This is a genomic window from Prauserella sp. PE36, from assembly GCF_003311655.1.
Taxonomy (GTDB): Bacteria; Actinomycetota; Actinomycetes; order Mycobacteriales; family Pseudonocardiaceae; genus Prauserella_A; species Prauserella_A endophytica.
Window position 1 is genome coordinate 161,906 of the sequence record NZ_QEQT01000082.1, and the last position, 14,519, is coordinate 176,424.

The 14,519-nt window shown below is 70.9% G+C and carries 14 protein-coding genes; 12 read left to right on the plus strand and 2 right to left on the minus strand.

Going from position 1 to position 14,519, the window contains the following annotated elements:
* Positions 1–144: 144 nt before the first annotated feature.
* From DI005_RS23195 to DI005_RS23250, 12 genes are all read left to right on the plus strand, one after another.
* Entirely contained in the window at positions 145–1,140 is a 996-nt protein-coding gene (locus DI005_RS23195; protein WP_170200512.1) for a 2-keto-3-deoxygluconate permease, read from the plus strand.
* Positions 1,137–2,315, plus strand: a complete 1,179-nt coding sequence (locus tag DI005_RS23200) for a four-carbon acid sugar kinase family protein (RefSeq protein WP_113643515.1) — start codon at positions 1,137–1,139, stop codon at positions 2,313–2,315. The genes DI005_RS23195 and DI005_RS23200 overlap by 4 nt, the downstream gene beginning before the upstream one ends.
* Positions 2,312–3,355: a 4-hydroxythreonine-4-phosphate dehydrogenase PdxA gene (gene pdxA, locus DI005_RS23205; protein WP_113643516.1), complete on the plus strand. Its 1,044-nt coding sequence runs from the start codon at positions 2,312–2,314 to the stop codon at positions 3,353–3,355. Before DI005_RS23200 ends, pdxA begins: the two co-directional genes overlap by 4 nt.
* Positions 3,356–3,366: 11 nt before the next feature.
* Positions 3,367–4,200 (plus strand): GntR family transcriptional regulator, encoded by an 834-nt coding sequence (locus DI005_RS23210; protein ID WP_113643570.1) that lies wholly within the window; start codon positions 3,367–3,369, stop codon positions 4,198–4,200.
* Between the two features lie 21 nt (positions 4,201–4,221).
* The gene (locus tag DI005_RS23215; protein ID WP_113643517.1) at positions 4,222–4,992 is read left to right on the plus strand and encodes a FadR/GntR family transcriptional regulator; all 771 of its coding nucleotides are present in this window, start codon (positions 4,222–4,224) and stop codon (positions 4,990–4,992) included.
* Between the two features lie 204 nt (positions 4,993–5,196).
* Positions 5,197–6,525, plus strand: a complete 1,329-nt coding sequence (locus DI005_RS23220) for a Rieske 2Fe-2S domain-containing protein (RefSeq protein ID WP_113643518.1) — start codon at positions 5,197–5,199, stop codon at positions 6,523–6,525.
* The gene (locus DI005_RS23225; RefSeq protein WP_112273335.1) at positions 6,522–7,121 is read left to right on the plus strand and encodes an aromatic-ring-hydroxylating dioxygenase subunit beta; all 600 of its coding nucleotides are present in this window, start codon (positions 6,522–6,524) and stop codon (positions 7,119–7,121) included. The genes DI005_RS23220 and DI005_RS23225 overlap by 4 nt, the downstream gene beginning before the upstream one ends.
* Complete coding sequence (locus tag DI005_RS23230; RefSeq protein WP_113643519.1) at positions 7,122–7,397, plus strand: hypothetical protein; 276 nt, start codon at positions 7,122–7,124, stop codon at positions 7,395–7,397. It abuts the gene before it with no gap.
* The gene (locus DI005_RS23235; protein WP_112273331.1) at positions 7,394–8,065 is read left to right on the plus strand and encodes a type 1 glutamine amidotransferase; all 672 of its coding nucleotides are present in this window, start codon (positions 7,394–7,396) and stop codon (positions 8,063–8,065) included. Before DI005_RS23230 ends, DI005_RS23235 begins: the two co-directional genes overlap by 4 nt.
* A 17-nt stretch (positions 8,066–8,082) precedes the next feature.
* Positions 8,083–9,576: a glutamine synthetase family protein gene (locus DI005_RS23240; protein ID WP_112273329.1), complete on the plus strand. Its 1,494-nt coding sequence runs from the start codon at positions 8,083–8,085 to the stop codon at positions 9,574–9,576.
* Between the two features lie 23 nt (positions 9,577–9,599).
* The gene (locus DI005_RS23245; protein ID WP_112273327.1) at positions 9,600–9,920 is read left to right on the plus strand and encodes a 2Fe-2S iron-sulfur cluster-binding protein; all 321 of its coding nucleotides are present in this window, start codon (positions 9,600–9,602) and stop codon (positions 9,918–9,920) included.
* Positions 9,920–11,179 carry an NAD(P)/FAD-dependent oxidoreductase gene (locus DI005_RS23250; protein WP_113643520.1) on the plus strand — a complete coding sequence of 420 codons (1,260 nt, stop codon included), beginning with the start codon at positions 9,920–9,922 and terminating at the stop codon, positions 11,177–11,179. Before DI005_RS23245 ends, DI005_RS23250 begins: the two co-directional genes overlap by 1 nt.
* Before the next feature lie 12 nt (positions 11,180–11,191).
* Here the strand turns inward: DI005_RS23250 and DI005_RS23255 are convergent, their stop codons facing one another.
* Together DI005_RS23255 and DI005_RS23260 are read right to left on the minus strand one after the other, a co-directional pair.
* A complete protein-coding gene (locus tag DI005_RS23255; protein WP_112273323.1) occupies positions 11,192–12,466 on the minus strand; it encodes a hydroxymethylglutaryl-CoA reductase, degradative in 1,275 nt (424 codons plus the stop codon).
* 83 nt (positions 12,467–12,549) lie between these two features.
* A complete protein-coding gene (locus DI005_RS23260) occupies positions 12,550–14,403 on the minus strand; it encodes a GAF domain-containing protein (protein WP_113643521.1) in 1,854 nt (617 codons plus the stop codon).
* Positions 14,404–14,519 lie beyond the last annotated feature (116 nt).

Here is a 14,519-nt window from a genome sequence, read left to right on the forward strand (position 1 = left end):
CGCCCGGCCGGCGTGTCCAGTTCGGACGAACATCCCTCTCGAACGTCGCGGAGATCGAGGTCACGCTTCCGTCTCCGTAGCTCGTGTGCCATCTTGTACGTACAACATGTACGGATAAGTGTCAGAGTTGACAAGGAGGCCGGTGTGGGCAGTCCGGACGCCTCGCGAGTTCCCCTGTTCGCCACCATGCAGCGCATTCCGGGCGGGCTCATGCTGGTCCCGCTCGTGCTCGGTGCGCTCGTTGGCACGTTCGCGCCAGGTGCTCTCGAGATCGGCAGCTTCACCACGGCGTTGTTCCAGGAGAGCGCCCTGCCGTTCATCGCCCTGCTCATCTTCGCCACGGGCACGCAGGTCACCGCCCGCACCGGCGGTCAGGTCCTGGCCACCGCGGGCACCGTCCTGCTGACGAAGAGCCTCATCCCCGCCGGTCTGGTGGTGCTGCTCGGCGTCTTCGTCGGCGTCGACGGGTTCCTCGGCATCTCGCTGCTGGGCCTGCTCGCGGCGATCGACAACAGCAACGGCGGACTGTGGCTGGCCTTCACCGGGCAGTACGGCGACGAGCGCGACCGGGGCGCCTACGTGGCCAGCGCCGTGAACGACGGACCGTTCCTCACGCTGCTGTTCCTCGGCGCCTCGGGGTTCGGCGACATCCCGCTGCTCGCCCTCGTCGCCGCGATCGTGCCGTTCCTGCTCGGCGTCGTGGTCGGCAACATCGACGCCCAGTGGCGCCGGGTCGTGGAGCCCGTGCCCAACATCGTGATCCCGTTCTTCGCCTTCGCGCTGGGCACCGGCATCGATCTCGGTGACGTCGTGACGGGCGGGCTCACCGGCCTCGTGCTCGGCCTCGTGATCGCGCCGGTCACCGGTGGGCTGGTCTACCTCGGCTACCGGTTCCTCCTGCGCCGCGGCGCCATGTCGGGCATCGGCTTCGCCGCCGGGACCACGGCGGGCAACGCGATCGCCACTCCGGCCGTGGTCGCCGCCGCCGACCCCAGCTTCCAGCAGTACGTCGGCACGGCCACCGCCCAGGTCGCCGCCTCGGTGCTCGTGACGGCGATCGTGGCGCCACTGCTGGCCTCCTTCGCGCTGAAACGGGCCGGCGCTCTCAAACCCTCGGACTCCACGGCGGCCCCGGCATGAGCCACGACGTCGCGATCGTCGCCGACGACCTGACCGGGGCCGGCGACACGGCGGTACAGTTCAGCGAAGAGGGCTGGGCCGCCGAGCTGAGGCTGCGGCCAGGGCACAGCAGCGCGCAGGTCGTCGCGGTTACGACCGACTCCCGCGCCTGCGCGCCGGAGCAGGCGGCGGCCCTGGTGCGGGACGCGGTCAAGGACCTGCTCGGCACGGGCGTGACGCACCTGTTCAAGAAGGTCGACTCGACCCTTCGTGGCCCGATCCGGGCCGAGCTCGACGCGGTGCTCGGCGAGCTCGCCCCCGGCACCACGGCCCTCGTCTGTCCCGCGTTCCCCGCACTCGGCCGCACGGTCGAGGACGGCGTGCTGCTGGTGAACGGGCGGCCCGTGGCCGAGACCTCCGCCGGGCGCGACCCGGTGACGCCGGTGACCGAGAGCCACGTGCCCACGCTGCTCGGCGCGCCCCTCGTGCGGCTCGATCCGCACGGCTCACCCGTCACGTGGGCGCGACAGGTCCGCGAGGCGGCGCCGGTCGTCGTACTCGACGCCGCCGATGACGACGACCTGGTGCGGATCGCCCGCACCGCGGTCGAGCTCGGGCCACCCGCGCTGCCCGTGGGCTCGGCGGGGCTGGCGGGGTCGCTCGCCAGGCTGTGGCAGCCCACGGCGAAGCCCAGCACGGTGCTCGTCGTGGTGACCAGCCAGCACGACGCCGCGCGGGAACAGGTGCGGGCGCTCGCGGCGCATTCCGCCGTCCAGCACGAACCGGCCGGAGGGGCCCTGGCCGACGACGCGGCCTGGGAGTCCTTCGCCGCTGGCGTGCTCGAGTCGGCCGCCGCCAGGCCGCCCGTGCTCCTGCTCACCGCGCCGGGCACCGCCGGGCTGTCCGCCGCGCTGGTCAGCGACCGGCTGGCGGACGTGGCCTCCCGCGTCCTGCGGGCCCACGACCTCGCCGGACTGGTGGTGACCGGCGGCGACGGAGCACGCGCCGTGCTCGACCGGCTCGACGGGGCCGGCATCCGCCTGCAGGGCCACGTCGCGCCGGGCGTGCCGCTGGGCAGTGTCGTCGGAGGCTGGGCCGCCGGGCTGCCCATCTCCACCAAGGCGGGCGGATTCGGCGACCCCCATGTGTTGATCAAGGCCGCGGAGGCGGTCCGAGAGAGAAGGAGCATGCGGTGAACCAACCGCGGGTACCCACCCTCGCGCTGACCGTGGGCGACGTTGCGGGAATCGGGCCCGAGATCACGGCCCGCACCCTGCTGTTCCACGACCAGCTGCGCGAGGTGTGCAGGCCGGTCGTGCTCGGCGACGCCGGTGCCGTGCGCAGGGCCGTCGAGCTCGTCGGCGCCGATCCCGGCGTCGTGCGGGTGATCGGCTCACCGGCCGAGGCCGCGAACGAGCCGGGCACGATCGAGCTGATCCAGGTCGGCCCGGAGCTCGAGGCCGTGCCCTACGGCGAGCTCAGCGCCGTGGCTGGCGACGCGGCGGCTCGCTTCGTCATCGCCGCGTGCGCGCTGGGCAGGGACGGACTCATCGACGGCATCGTCACCGCCCCGCTCAACAAGGCCGCCATGCACGCGGGCGGGCACGACTGGCCCGGGCACACCGAACTGCTCGCCCACGAGTTCGGGGTACGCAACTTCAGCCTCGTCCTTTCGGCCGGCGAGTTGTACCTCTTCCACCTCACGACCCACGTCTCGCTGCGCAACGCCATCGAGGGCATCACCCCCGGCCGGGTCGACGAGGTCCTGCGCCTCGTCGGGTCCTTCGCCGACGCGCTCGGCAGCCCGGACACCCCGGTCGGCGTCGCCGGGCTGAACCCGCACGCGGGGGAGAACCGCTTGTTCGGGGACGAGGACGCCGACGTGCTCGCGCCCGCGATCGAGCGGGCGAAGGCCGCCGGGATCAACGCCGTCGGCCCGCTGCCCGCGGACGCGCTCATCCCCGCGGCCGTGCGCGGCAAGTGGCAGCTGGTCGTCGTCTGTTACCACGACCAGGGGCACGCCCCGTTCAAGGCCGTCTACGGCGACGACGGCGTCAACATCACCGCAGGGCTGCCCGTGGTCCGCGTGTCCGTCGACCACGGCACCGCGTTCGACATCGCGGGAAAGGGCGTCGCCAGGGAGGCGAGCCTGGTGCTCGCCACCCGTCGCGCGGCCGAGCTCGCACCCGGCTGGGGTCAGGTGTGGGAGGCCGCACGCGCGACGGCCGGTTCGTAGAATCCACGATCGTGCTCGTCGACCGGTCCGACTCGCGACCCCTGCACCAGCAGGTGGCCCAGGCGCTGCGGAAGCAGATCCTGGACCACGACCTGCCCCCTGGCGCACCGCTGCCCAGCGAGGCGGAGCTGAGCACGCGGTTCGGGGTCGCGCGCAGCGTGGTGCGCCAGGCCATGGCCGCTCTCGCCTCCGACGGCCTCGTGATCCGCAGTCAGGGCAGGCCGACCCTGGTGGCCCAGCCCGCCGAGTACCGCAGGCTGGTCCAGCGCGCCACCGGCCTGTTCGACCAGTTCGCCAGCCGGGGACAGGACCTGCGCACCACTGTGCTCGGCCTGCGGGCCGACGAGCCGCCCCCGGCCGCGCGAGCGTTCCTGCGCACGAGCGAAGCCCTTCGCCTGGAACGCGTCCGCCTCGTCGACGGCGAGGTGCTCTCCTACGTCCGCACGTGGTTGCCCGCCGAACGGGTGCCGGGGCTGCGGGCAGACCAGCTCACCGACGCGTCCCTGCACCGGCTGCTCACCGACGTATACGGGCTGCGGCCGGTGCGGGGCCGCAGACAGGTGCGCGCGGTCGCCGCGGACGACGCGCTCGCCGCCACACTGCACGCCGGCGCGGGCGACCCCCTGCTACTGCTGGAGGGCGAGACGACCGACCAGCACGAACGCCCGCTGGAGTGGTTCGCCGCGTGGCACCGGGCCGACCGCGTGGTGTTCGACATCGACGTCTCGGAAACGGCTGCTGAAACGGTGCGCATGGACACGCCCGCGCCCACGGCCACGCCCGCGGGCGCGGACCTGGACCGGGCGCGCGCACTGCTCGACGAGCTGCGGCGGGTACTCGGGTGAGCACCCTATACTCCCGCTGAAGTGCACACAGCGGTGAACCAGTCGGGAGTGCTCGTGGGCAAGGTGGACGCTCGGCTGTTCAAGAAGGTCCAAACGGCTCCGCAACAGGTCGCGACGGCGATCAAGGAGGCCATTCTGGACGGAAGCCTGCTTCCGGGATCCCGCCTTCCCTCGGAAGAGGAGATGGCCGAGAACTTCGGGGTGAGCAGGCCGACCGTGCGGGAGGCGCTGCGGACGCTGAAGCAGGCCAGGGTGATCATCGCGACGAGAGGCCGCAACGGCGGGCATTGCGTTTCGGACCTTTCCATGGAGCACTTCGCGCTCGGAATGGGTCAGTACATGACACTCGCGATCGGCGCCGAGCGGATGAGCTACCGCGACATCGTCGAGGTCCGGTTCGAGCTCGAACTGCTGTCGGCGCGGACCGCGGCGCAGCGGCGCACCGCGGAGGATCTCGATGCGCTGGCCGATCTGGAGCGGCTGCGCCCGGCCGGGGACGAGGGTTCGTGGACCCGGCAGTCGGCTCTGCGCTACGACCTCGCATTCCACCGCAAACTGGCCGAATGCTCGCACAATCCGATGGTCGTGGCATTTGTCAGCTCCACGATCATCGCTTTCCAGGATTGTGGCGTGAATATCGAGGACTTCGATCCGGCGGACGTCCTCGCCCACATCGACGACGTCCGGCAGGCCGTGGTGGACGGCGACCCGCTCCTGGCGCGTGACGCCATGCGGCGTCATCTCGAACTGGCTGGAGACCTGTGCGGCATCGAGCCGCCCGCACAGCGCTGAGACTCCGGCCACGGTTCGAATTGTCAGAATCCTTGCCTTTACTCCCTGACGGCACCGGCCGACGATAGTGCCCAGAACGCACCGCGCGTTCGAAAGCAGTCCGGCCCAATGGTGTTGCTAGGAGTGAACCGGAATGGCGATGACGTCGGTTTCCGAAGTGCGAGCGCCGAAACACGCTTCGCGCTTTCCCGGCCGGAGGTGGGCATGACCCTCCAGCACGACGCGGTGGCCGGGCGATCCGCCGCGATCCGGCCGGATCTCCGCGCCCTCGTCCGCGACGACCGGGTCCACCGGACCCTGTACACCGACCCGGAGATCTTCGCCGAGGAGATGGTGAAGATCTTCGGTGGACGATCGTGGGTCTACCTCGCACACGAGTCGCAACTGCCGGAGCCGAACTCGTTCCTGTCCGTCCGAATGGGACTCCGACCGGTGATCGTGACCCGCGACCGGGCGGGCGCGCTGCACACGGTGTTCAATCGCTGCAGTCACCGGGGAGCCACGCTGTGCCGTGAGCAGAGCGGGGTCGCCAAGAGCTTCCAGTGCCCGTACCACGGCTGGACCTTCCGCAACACCGGTGAGCTGGTCGGGACGCCGTGGCCGCAGGGCTACGGGGAGGACTTCGACCGCGGCGAGTTCGGCCTGCACAAGGTTGCCCGGACCGAGTCCTACCGTGGGTTCGTCTTCGCCACGCTCAACGAGTCGGCACCGGCGCTCTCGGACTGGCTCGGCCCGGCGACCGGGTGGCTCGACTACTGGATCGACCGCGCTCCCGGCGGGGAGGTCCTCGTCCGCAGCGGGGCGCATCGCATGGGCTACCGCGGCAACTGGAAGCTCGCCTACGATAACGCCGGCGATGGCTACCACCCGGCGTTCTCCCACCGGTCGCTGCTGGAGATGGCCTCGCGCATGGGAGAAAGCAAGGACATGGCCTACTTCGGACGGTCACCGGACGAGGGCCCCATGCGGACCTACATGCTCGGCAACGGGCACAGCGTGATCGACCAGCGGCCCAACTACGAAGGCCCGGGCAGTTTCTGGGCCAACCAGCGGCCACAGCCGGGCCGGGAACGGGTCGAGGAGTACATCCGCGCCGAGTACGGCGCCGAGGCCGACCGGCTCCTGGACCTCTGTGTGGGCTCGCAGATCAATCTCAGCATCTTCCCGAACCTGCTGATCATCGGAAACCAGATCCAGGTCGTCGAACCGCTCGCCGTGGACAGCACGCAGCTGAGCTGGCACGCCACGTCGATCGGCGGCGTTCCCCCGGAGATCAACACGATGAGGATGCGCACGCAGGAGGACTTTCCCGCGTTCGGCGAGCCAGACGACCAGGCGAACTTCGAGGAGGTTCAGCGTGGTCTCGCGGCGCCGGAGGCGGAATGGGTCTTCGCGAACCGCGGGCTCAACGTCCCCGGCTGGCAGGAGGTCGGCCCCGACGGCGTGGTTTCCAGCACGGCGACCGACGAACTGCACATGCGGCACTACTACGCCACCTGGCTCGACCTGATGACTCCCGGAGGGGTCCGATGAGCACCGAGATTCCCTCGCGGTTCGCCGACACGTCGTCGTGGTCGTACCACATCGGCAACGACTACTACCGTGAGCTGAGCCGCCAGTCCGAGCTGCTCAGGGAGGACTGGCCGGAGTCCACAACGGACGAACTGTCCCGCGCGACGTCGTTCCTCGCCGGGGAAGCGCGGCTGGTCGACGAGGGCCGCTTCAACGACTGGCTCGAACTGTTCACCGACGACTGCCTCTACTGGGTTCCGGTGACCCCGGGTGGCGGGGAACCGACCGTCGAGGTGTCGCACGCGTTCGACGACCGGCGCCGGCTCACCGACCGGGTCTACTGGCTGCGGACGGGACTGGCCTTCTGCCAGATCCCCGCGTCCAGGACGAGGCGGGTGATCGGGAACGTGGAGACCACGGTCGATCCCTCGACCGGGGACCGGCTGGTGCGTTCGAACTTCGTCGTGCACGAGTTCCGGGCCGGCGTCACCAAAATCTACCCCGGGTGGTACGGGCACGTGCTCCGGTCCTCTTCGGACGGCTGGCGCATCAGGCTGAAGCAGGTGAACCTGCTCGACTCCGACCAGCTCCACGAGAATCTCACGCTGGTGTTCTGAATGGCCGACGACAAGGAACTCGACGTGCTCCGGCGCGAGAACGCCCTGCTCCGCCGTCGGATCGCGCGGCTGGAGCGCGAACTGGCGAGCGTCGCCCCGCTGGTCGAGCAGGTCAAGCACCTCGCTTTCTGGGACTTCGCCCCGTACCAGGTCGGTCCGGACGAGAGCTGGGGCGCTGTCGATCGCGGCAAGGCCGCGGCGTTGATGGCCGCGCTCGCCCGCATCGACCACTGGAACCCGTGGGGCACCACGATCGAGCCGAGGCCGCGACCATGAAACCGATCGCGGTGATCACCCATGTCGACCGCGCAGACGTGGGACTTGTGGCCGAACTCGGCAGGGAACGTGGCATCGCGCTGGAGCTCGTCCGGCCCTATCGGGGCGACGAGCTGCCCCGGCTCGACCGGGTCGGTGCGGTGGTGGCGATGGGCGGTCCGCAGAGCGCCTACGACGATCATTCCTACCTGCGCGAGGAAGAACGCTATCTCGCCGCCGCGGTCGGCGACGAGGTTCCCGTCCTCGCCATCTGCCTCGGCTCCCAGCTGCTGGCGCGCGCGCTCGGCGGGTCGGCGGAGCCGGGGGACACCGGCCTGGAGGCGGGCATGATCACGGTCAAGCCCGCCGAGGGAGCCACGACGGAGGTCGCCGGCGAGTTCTTCTCGTTCCACTCCGACTCCGCCACCCCGCCCGTGGGCGCCGAGATCCTCGCGAGATCGGACCGCTACCTGCAGGCATGGTCGGCAGGATCGGCCTTCGCGGTGCAGTTCCATCCCGAGATCACCATGCGCGGCATCGGCGGTCTTCTCGCCGTCGAAGGCCCCAAACTCGAGCGGTTCGGCGTGGACGTGGCGAGTATGCGACGCGACGCCGAACGGTACTTCGCCGACGGTGCCGACGACTCTCGAGCCCTGCTGAACCGGTGGTTCGACCGCCTTTCCCGCTGATTTCAAAGGAGAGATCAATGCCAAGCAACGCCAAGTTCATCGAACGTCACGGCCTCCACACTCCGGAACAGGCCGAGGCGGCAGCGCGCTCCCGTTCCCTGGTCGAACAGCACGGTATCGAGATGATCCGCCTGGTGTGGCCCGACCAGCACGGCCTGATGCGCGGCAAGGCCCTGACGGCACCCGCGTACTTCGGTGCCCTGGAGTCCGGTAACGAGATCACGATGGCGCCGTTCTTCTTCGACCCGGCGAACGCGATCGTGCTCAACCCCTTCAGCGCCGACGGGGGCTTCGAGATAGAGGGACTCGGGGGCAGCCCGAACGTCACGATGGTGCCCGACCCGCAGACGTTCACGATCCTGCCCTGGGCGCCGAAGACCGCCGTGGTGTTCACGGATCTGTACCTGACCAGCGGGACACCGTTTCCGCTCGCGCCCCGCACCATCCTGCGTGACGCGCTGAACCGCCTGGCCGACCACAACTACACCCTCGTGTCCGGGATCGAGATGGAGTGGTACCTGACCAGGGTCGTGGACGACCTGCTGGGGAAGGGTTCGCTCGGCGCGCCCGGCAGCCCGGCGGACCCGCCGAGCGTCGCCCCCGTCGCCCGCGGCTACAACTACCTGCTGCTCGACCACCTCGACGAGATCGATCACGCCCTGCTCCCGATCCGGGAGGCGCTACTGGCGATGGGCCTTCCGCTGCGCTCGTTCGACGACGAGTGGGCGCCGAGCCAGGTCGAGACGACGTTCGACGTCCTGGAGGGCATGGCGGCCGCCGACGCGGCGATCCTGTTCAAGATGGCGGTCAAGCAGATCTCGAAACGCCGGGGATTCCTCGCGTCGTTCATGTGCACCCCGGCCATCGAGGGTTTCTATGCCAGCGGCTGGCATCTGCACACCTCCATCGCCGACGCCACGACCGGCGAGAACCTGATGGTTCCCGGCAAGGACGAGGCCCTGTCCCCGCTGGGTCAGCACTACGTGGGAGGTCAGCTGGCCCACGGCGCCCCTGCGTCGGTGTTCACCACACCCACTGTCAACGGCTACCGCAGGCGCCGTCCGTACTCGCTCGCGCCGGACCGGCTCACGTGGGCCTACGACAACCGCGCGGCCATGATGCGCGTGATCAGCTCGCCAGGGGACAAGGCCTCCCACGTGGAGAACCGGGTCGGCGAGGCCGCCGCGAACCCCTACCTCTACCTTGCCTCCCAGGCCGCGGCCGGGCTGGACGGCATCCTCAACGAGACGTCGCCGGGCCCGCTGAGCGAGGACCCGTACGCGGCAGAGGTTCCGCATCTGCCGACCACGCTCGCTGACGCGGTCGACGTCCTGCACGCCGACGAGTTCTTCCGCAAGCAGTTCGGCGACACCTTCGTGGACTACCTGGTGACGATGAAGCGCAGCGAGATCTCCCGCTACGAAGCCTGGGTCGCCGACAACCCCGACCCGGACACCTACGTCAACGGGGTGACCGACTGGGAGCACCGCGAGTACTTCGAGCTGTTCTGAGCCCCGACCGAAGAGACCTGCTCATGCCCAAGATCGTGTTCAACCGTGCCGATGGTTCCCAGCAGATCGTCGAAGCCCGTCCGGGTGCTTCGATCATGGATACGGCGACCAGGTCGGGAGTCCCCGGGATCGTCGCCGAGTGCGGCGGTGCCATGGCCTGCGCGACCTGTCACGTCTACGTCGCCGACGACTACCTGCCGCTGGTCGGTGAGGTCGGTGAGTTCGAGGACGAGATGCTGGACGACGCGGCCGCCGAACGTACGGCCAACAGCAGGCTGTCCTGCCAGATCCGGATGACCGACGAGTTGGACGGCATCGAGGTGACCGTGGCTCCGGAGCAATGATGAGCGAGCGTGTCCCCGCGCGAGCCGGTGTGCTCGTCGCCGGAGCCGGTGAGGCCGGCGTCCGCGTCGCGACGACGTTGCGCGAGCTCGGCTACGACCGGCCGATCGTGCTCTGCGGTGACGAGCCCCACCAGCCCTACCAGCGGCCCCCGCTGTCCAAGGCTTTTCTCGACGGCAAGGCGGTCCGCGCCGACCTGGCCTTGCGCACCCCGGAGTTCTTTCGCGACGCCGGCATCGAGGTGCGCCCCGGCCAACGGGTGACGGACGTCGAGGTGGACGACTCCGGCTCCGGGACGGCGACGTGCGAGGGTGGGGACACCGTCGAGTTCGACCGGCTCGTCCTGGCGACCGGTGCGCGGCCACGCCCGCTCCCGGTCGACGGCGGTGGCCTGGACGGCGTGTGCGTCCTGCGCGGCCTCGACGACGCGGAGCGCCTGCGCGACCGGCTGGCCACGGCGGGCCGGGTCGTGATCGTCGGTGGCGGGTACATCGGCCTGGAAGTCGCCGCGCTCGCCAGCGTGCGCGGTCTGGCGACCACGGTGGTCGAACGCGAGGACCGCCTGCTGAGCCGGGTCAGCGCCGCTCCGCTGTCGGAGTTCCTGGCCGAGCGGCATCGCGAGTGGGGCGTGGAGTTCGAGCTCGCCGCCGACGTCCGGGAGCTCGTCGGTGACGGTCACCGCGTCCATGACGTTCGCCTGGCCGACGGGCGGCTGCTGCCGGCCGATCTCGTGCTGGTGGGGATCGGGGCGGTGCCGGAGACCACGCTGGCCGAGAAGCTCGGGCTCGACGTGCGGCGCGGCATCGTCGTCGATGCCGCCTGCCGGACCAACCATCCCGGGGTGTGGGCGGTCGGTGACTGCACGGTGCGCGCCCACCCGCACCTGCCGGGCGAGCTGATCGGCGTCGAGTCGGTGCAGAACGCGAACGATCAGGCGAGGGCGGCCGCGGCGGCCCTCGCCGGGGCCGAGCCGCCCCGGCCGCCCGTGCCGTGGTTCTGGTCCGATCAGCGCGACCTGAAGCTGCAGATAGCGGGCATCTCGAGCGGGTACGACCGGCACGTGGTGCGCGGTACGAGCCCCGGAGCCGACCTCACCGTGCTGTACTACCGCGGCGGCGAGCTGATCGCCGCCGAGTCGGTGAACCGGCCCGCGGACTTCCTGGCCGTCAAACGCGCGCTGGGCAAGGGAAAGACCATCGCCCCCGAACCGGCTGCCGACCCGGCGACGCCGCTCAAGGAGCTGATCACCGACCGAGCGTGACCAGGAGGCCGCTCATCGTCCGGCTCGCAGTTCGGCGAGGACCCGCTCGGCGTGGTCGGCGCGGACCTTCCCGTCCGCGATGAGGCGGGCGACCACGGCAGGGACCTCCTCGGCGGTGGCGCCGATGCCGGAGGCGATGTTGCGGGCGTGCAGGGACATGTGGCCGCGCTGGATTCCCTCGGTGGCCAGCGCTCGGACGGCGGCGAGGTTCTGGGCGAGACCGACGGCGGTGATGATCTCCGCCAGTTCGGCTGCGGTGCGGACGCCGAGCAGCGCGATCGCGGCCTGCGCGACCGGGTGGACCCTGGTGGCGCCGCCGACGAGACCGACGGGCATGGGCAGTTCGAGGGTGGCGGCGACGTTGCCGTCGGCGTCCTTTTCGAAGCGGGACAACGACGTGTAGCGCCCGGCGGGGGAGATGGCGTGCGAGTGGGCGCCGGCCTCGACGGCACGGGTGTCGTTGCCGGTGGCGAGCACGACGGCGGTGATGCCGTTCATGATGCCCTTGTTGTGGGTGGCCGCCCGGTAGGGGTCGGCCTCCGCGAGCGCGGCGGCGTGGATGATGTTGTCGACGACCTCGGCGCCGCCGAGTGCGGTCGCCTCGAACACCGCCCGGGCACGGGAAAGCCGGAGATCGGCCTTGTTCGTGAGGATCCGCAGCAGGCTCGTGCCGCCCGCGATCTCGGCGGCCCTGGCCGCGATGGCCTCGGCCATCGTGTTGACCGCGTTGGCGCCCATGGCGTCACGGACGTCCACCTGGAGGTGTGCCACCACGTAGGTGCCGGCACGCGAGGGAACCAGCCGGACCGCGAGGTCACGGACCCCACCCCCGAACTCCACGAGCTTCGGGTCCTGAGCGTTGGCGAGCTCGATCAGCTCCTCGCGGGCCTCCAGCAGTCGCACTCGCCCGGCCTCGGGGTCCGCGACGCCGACGATCTGCACCTGGGCCTGCATGATGGGCGAGGTCGAGGAGGTGGTGAACCCGCCCCGTACGCGTGCGATCTTCGCGGCGTTGCTCGCCGCCGCGACGACCGAGGCCTCCTCGGTCGCCATCGGCACCAGCACGTCGGCGCCGTTGACCACGAAGTTCGTCGCGACGCCCAGCGGGACGCCGAGGATCCCGGTCACGTTCTCGATCAGGTGGTCGGCCAGCCCGGTTCCGAGGCCGTGCGCGGGGTCGAGGGCGGCGATCGACTCGGGGTCGACACCCGCGGCCTCGGCGACCGCCTTGCGCCGGGCTTCCACGGACAGGTCCCGGAGACCCTGGATACGACTGGTGCGCGGCATGGGCGCCCCTCCCACCTCGGTGTGGCTGCGTGACGGAAAGGGACGCTAGCTCGCGCTGCGACGGCCGGGAACGGACCGAACGTCTACTGATCGCCGTTCGTTGACGGGCTTTTGGTCAGGTGGGCGAGGCGGACTGCGACGGTGATGCGGAACAGCCGGTCCGGCTCCTGCCAGTCGGCTCCGAGGAGCTGCGCCGTGCGTTCGAGTCGCTGGAGCACGGTGTTCTTGTGCAGGTGGAGTGCGCGCGCGGTGGCGACCGGGCTCATCCGGTTGCCGAGGTACGCGGCGAGCGTGGGCAGCAGCTTGCCCGCGTGTTCGGCGTCCCAGTCCAGCACGGGGCCGATCACCCGCCGCACGTACGTCGCCACGCGCGCCTCGCCGGGTCCGAACAGCGCCGTGTACGGGAGGTACTCGTCGGTGGTGACCGCGGCGTCGCTCAGTCCCAGCGACGGCAGGATCCGCACGCACGCGATGGCCCCCTCCACCTGCGCGCGCAGGTCGGCGGCGGCGTCGGCGATGCTCGCGCCGACCGTCAGCACCGGCGCCCGGACCGCGCGGCTCGCCGTGGCGTGGACGGACGAGCTCGCGGCGGCCGGGTCGCGTTCGGAGGTGAGAACCACGGCGCGGTCGGCGTGTTCCCCGACCGCGCCGCCGGTCCGGCGCAACGCGCGGATGGTCTCGCGGCGCAGCTCGGCGGGTACGGAGACGACGACCACGGACCGCAGCTCGTCGAGGTGGACTCCGCGCGCGCGGGCGCGGGCCGCGACGTCGGCGCGACGGTCGGGGTCGTCTGAGAGCAGGTCGGCCAGCAGGTCGCCGCGGACCCGCTGCTCGGCCTCGATCATGGCGTCGCGCTTGAGGGTGAGCAGCGCGGTGATCTGGGCCGCCCGCTCCGCGGTGCGCAGCTCGACCGGCCCGAACTCGACCTCGCCCTGCTCCAGCAGCATGGCCCCGAGCAGTGTCGGCCCCGCGAGGACCGCCACGGCGTACCTGCCGTCACCCGCGGGCGCGCACCGTCCACTGCGGCGGCTGTGATCCACGGCCTCGGCGACGGTGTCCTCGAGGTCGTCGGGGTCGAGGTGCGTGACCTGGCACTTCAGTGCGCGCCCGAGCGCGGTCGCCACGTCCGGCGCCTCACCGCCCTCGAGCACGAGGCTGGTCAGGTCGGTGTGCACCTCGCTGGCCCTTTCCATCGCCTGGACGTGACGGGCGAGCTCGCCGTAGGCGCGCCGGGTCTCGTCGGCCGCCGCCTGGGTGCGGGCGAGCAGCCGGGCGGTCTGCAACACGATGGCGGCGTGGTCGGCGAAGGCGGACAGCAGGGATATCTCGTCGGGAGAAAAGGCGTGCTCGACGCGGTTCGCGGCGAACAGCACGCCGATCACCTCCTCACCGGCGAGCAGCGGGACACCGAGCAGCGACACGAGACCTTCCGCGGCCACGGCCGCGTCGATGGCGGAGTCGTGTGGTGCCTGGGTCATGGTGGCGTACTTGGACGTCCAGTACGGGCGGCGCCCTTCGGCCACCTGGCTGGCCAAGCCCACTCCGGGAGGCACCCGCAGCCCGAGGAACGAAGGCGCGACCGTGCCGAGCGTGGTGCGCACCCGGAGCTCCCGGGTCTCCGCGTCGAACTCGGACAGGTAGGTGACGTCGGTGCCCACCAGGTCGTGCGCACGTTCGACGAGGCGGCCCAGCAGCTCGTCGACGTCCCGGAGCTGCGCGAGCTCGCGCGCGGAGGAGAACAGCGCGGCAAGCTCCTGGCCGCGACGTCGCCAGCGGTCGGAGGTCGCCCGCAGGCGCCGCAGCTCGTAGCCGACCCGCGCCGTGTCCTGGTCGCGGAGCGCTATCCCCGCGAGCAGTTCGTCCACGTCCACCTCGTGCTCGGCGGAGGCCGCCTGCAGGAGATCGACGACGACGCCGACAGGAATCGTGTCCGCCATGATCCACCTTGCTTCGATGTGCCGATTACCCAGTGATGTTGTGGGGATACTGGACGAACGATACATAGCTCGGGCGGCTTCCTGCTCGTACAGTCCTGACCGCGGGCGAGCCGGAC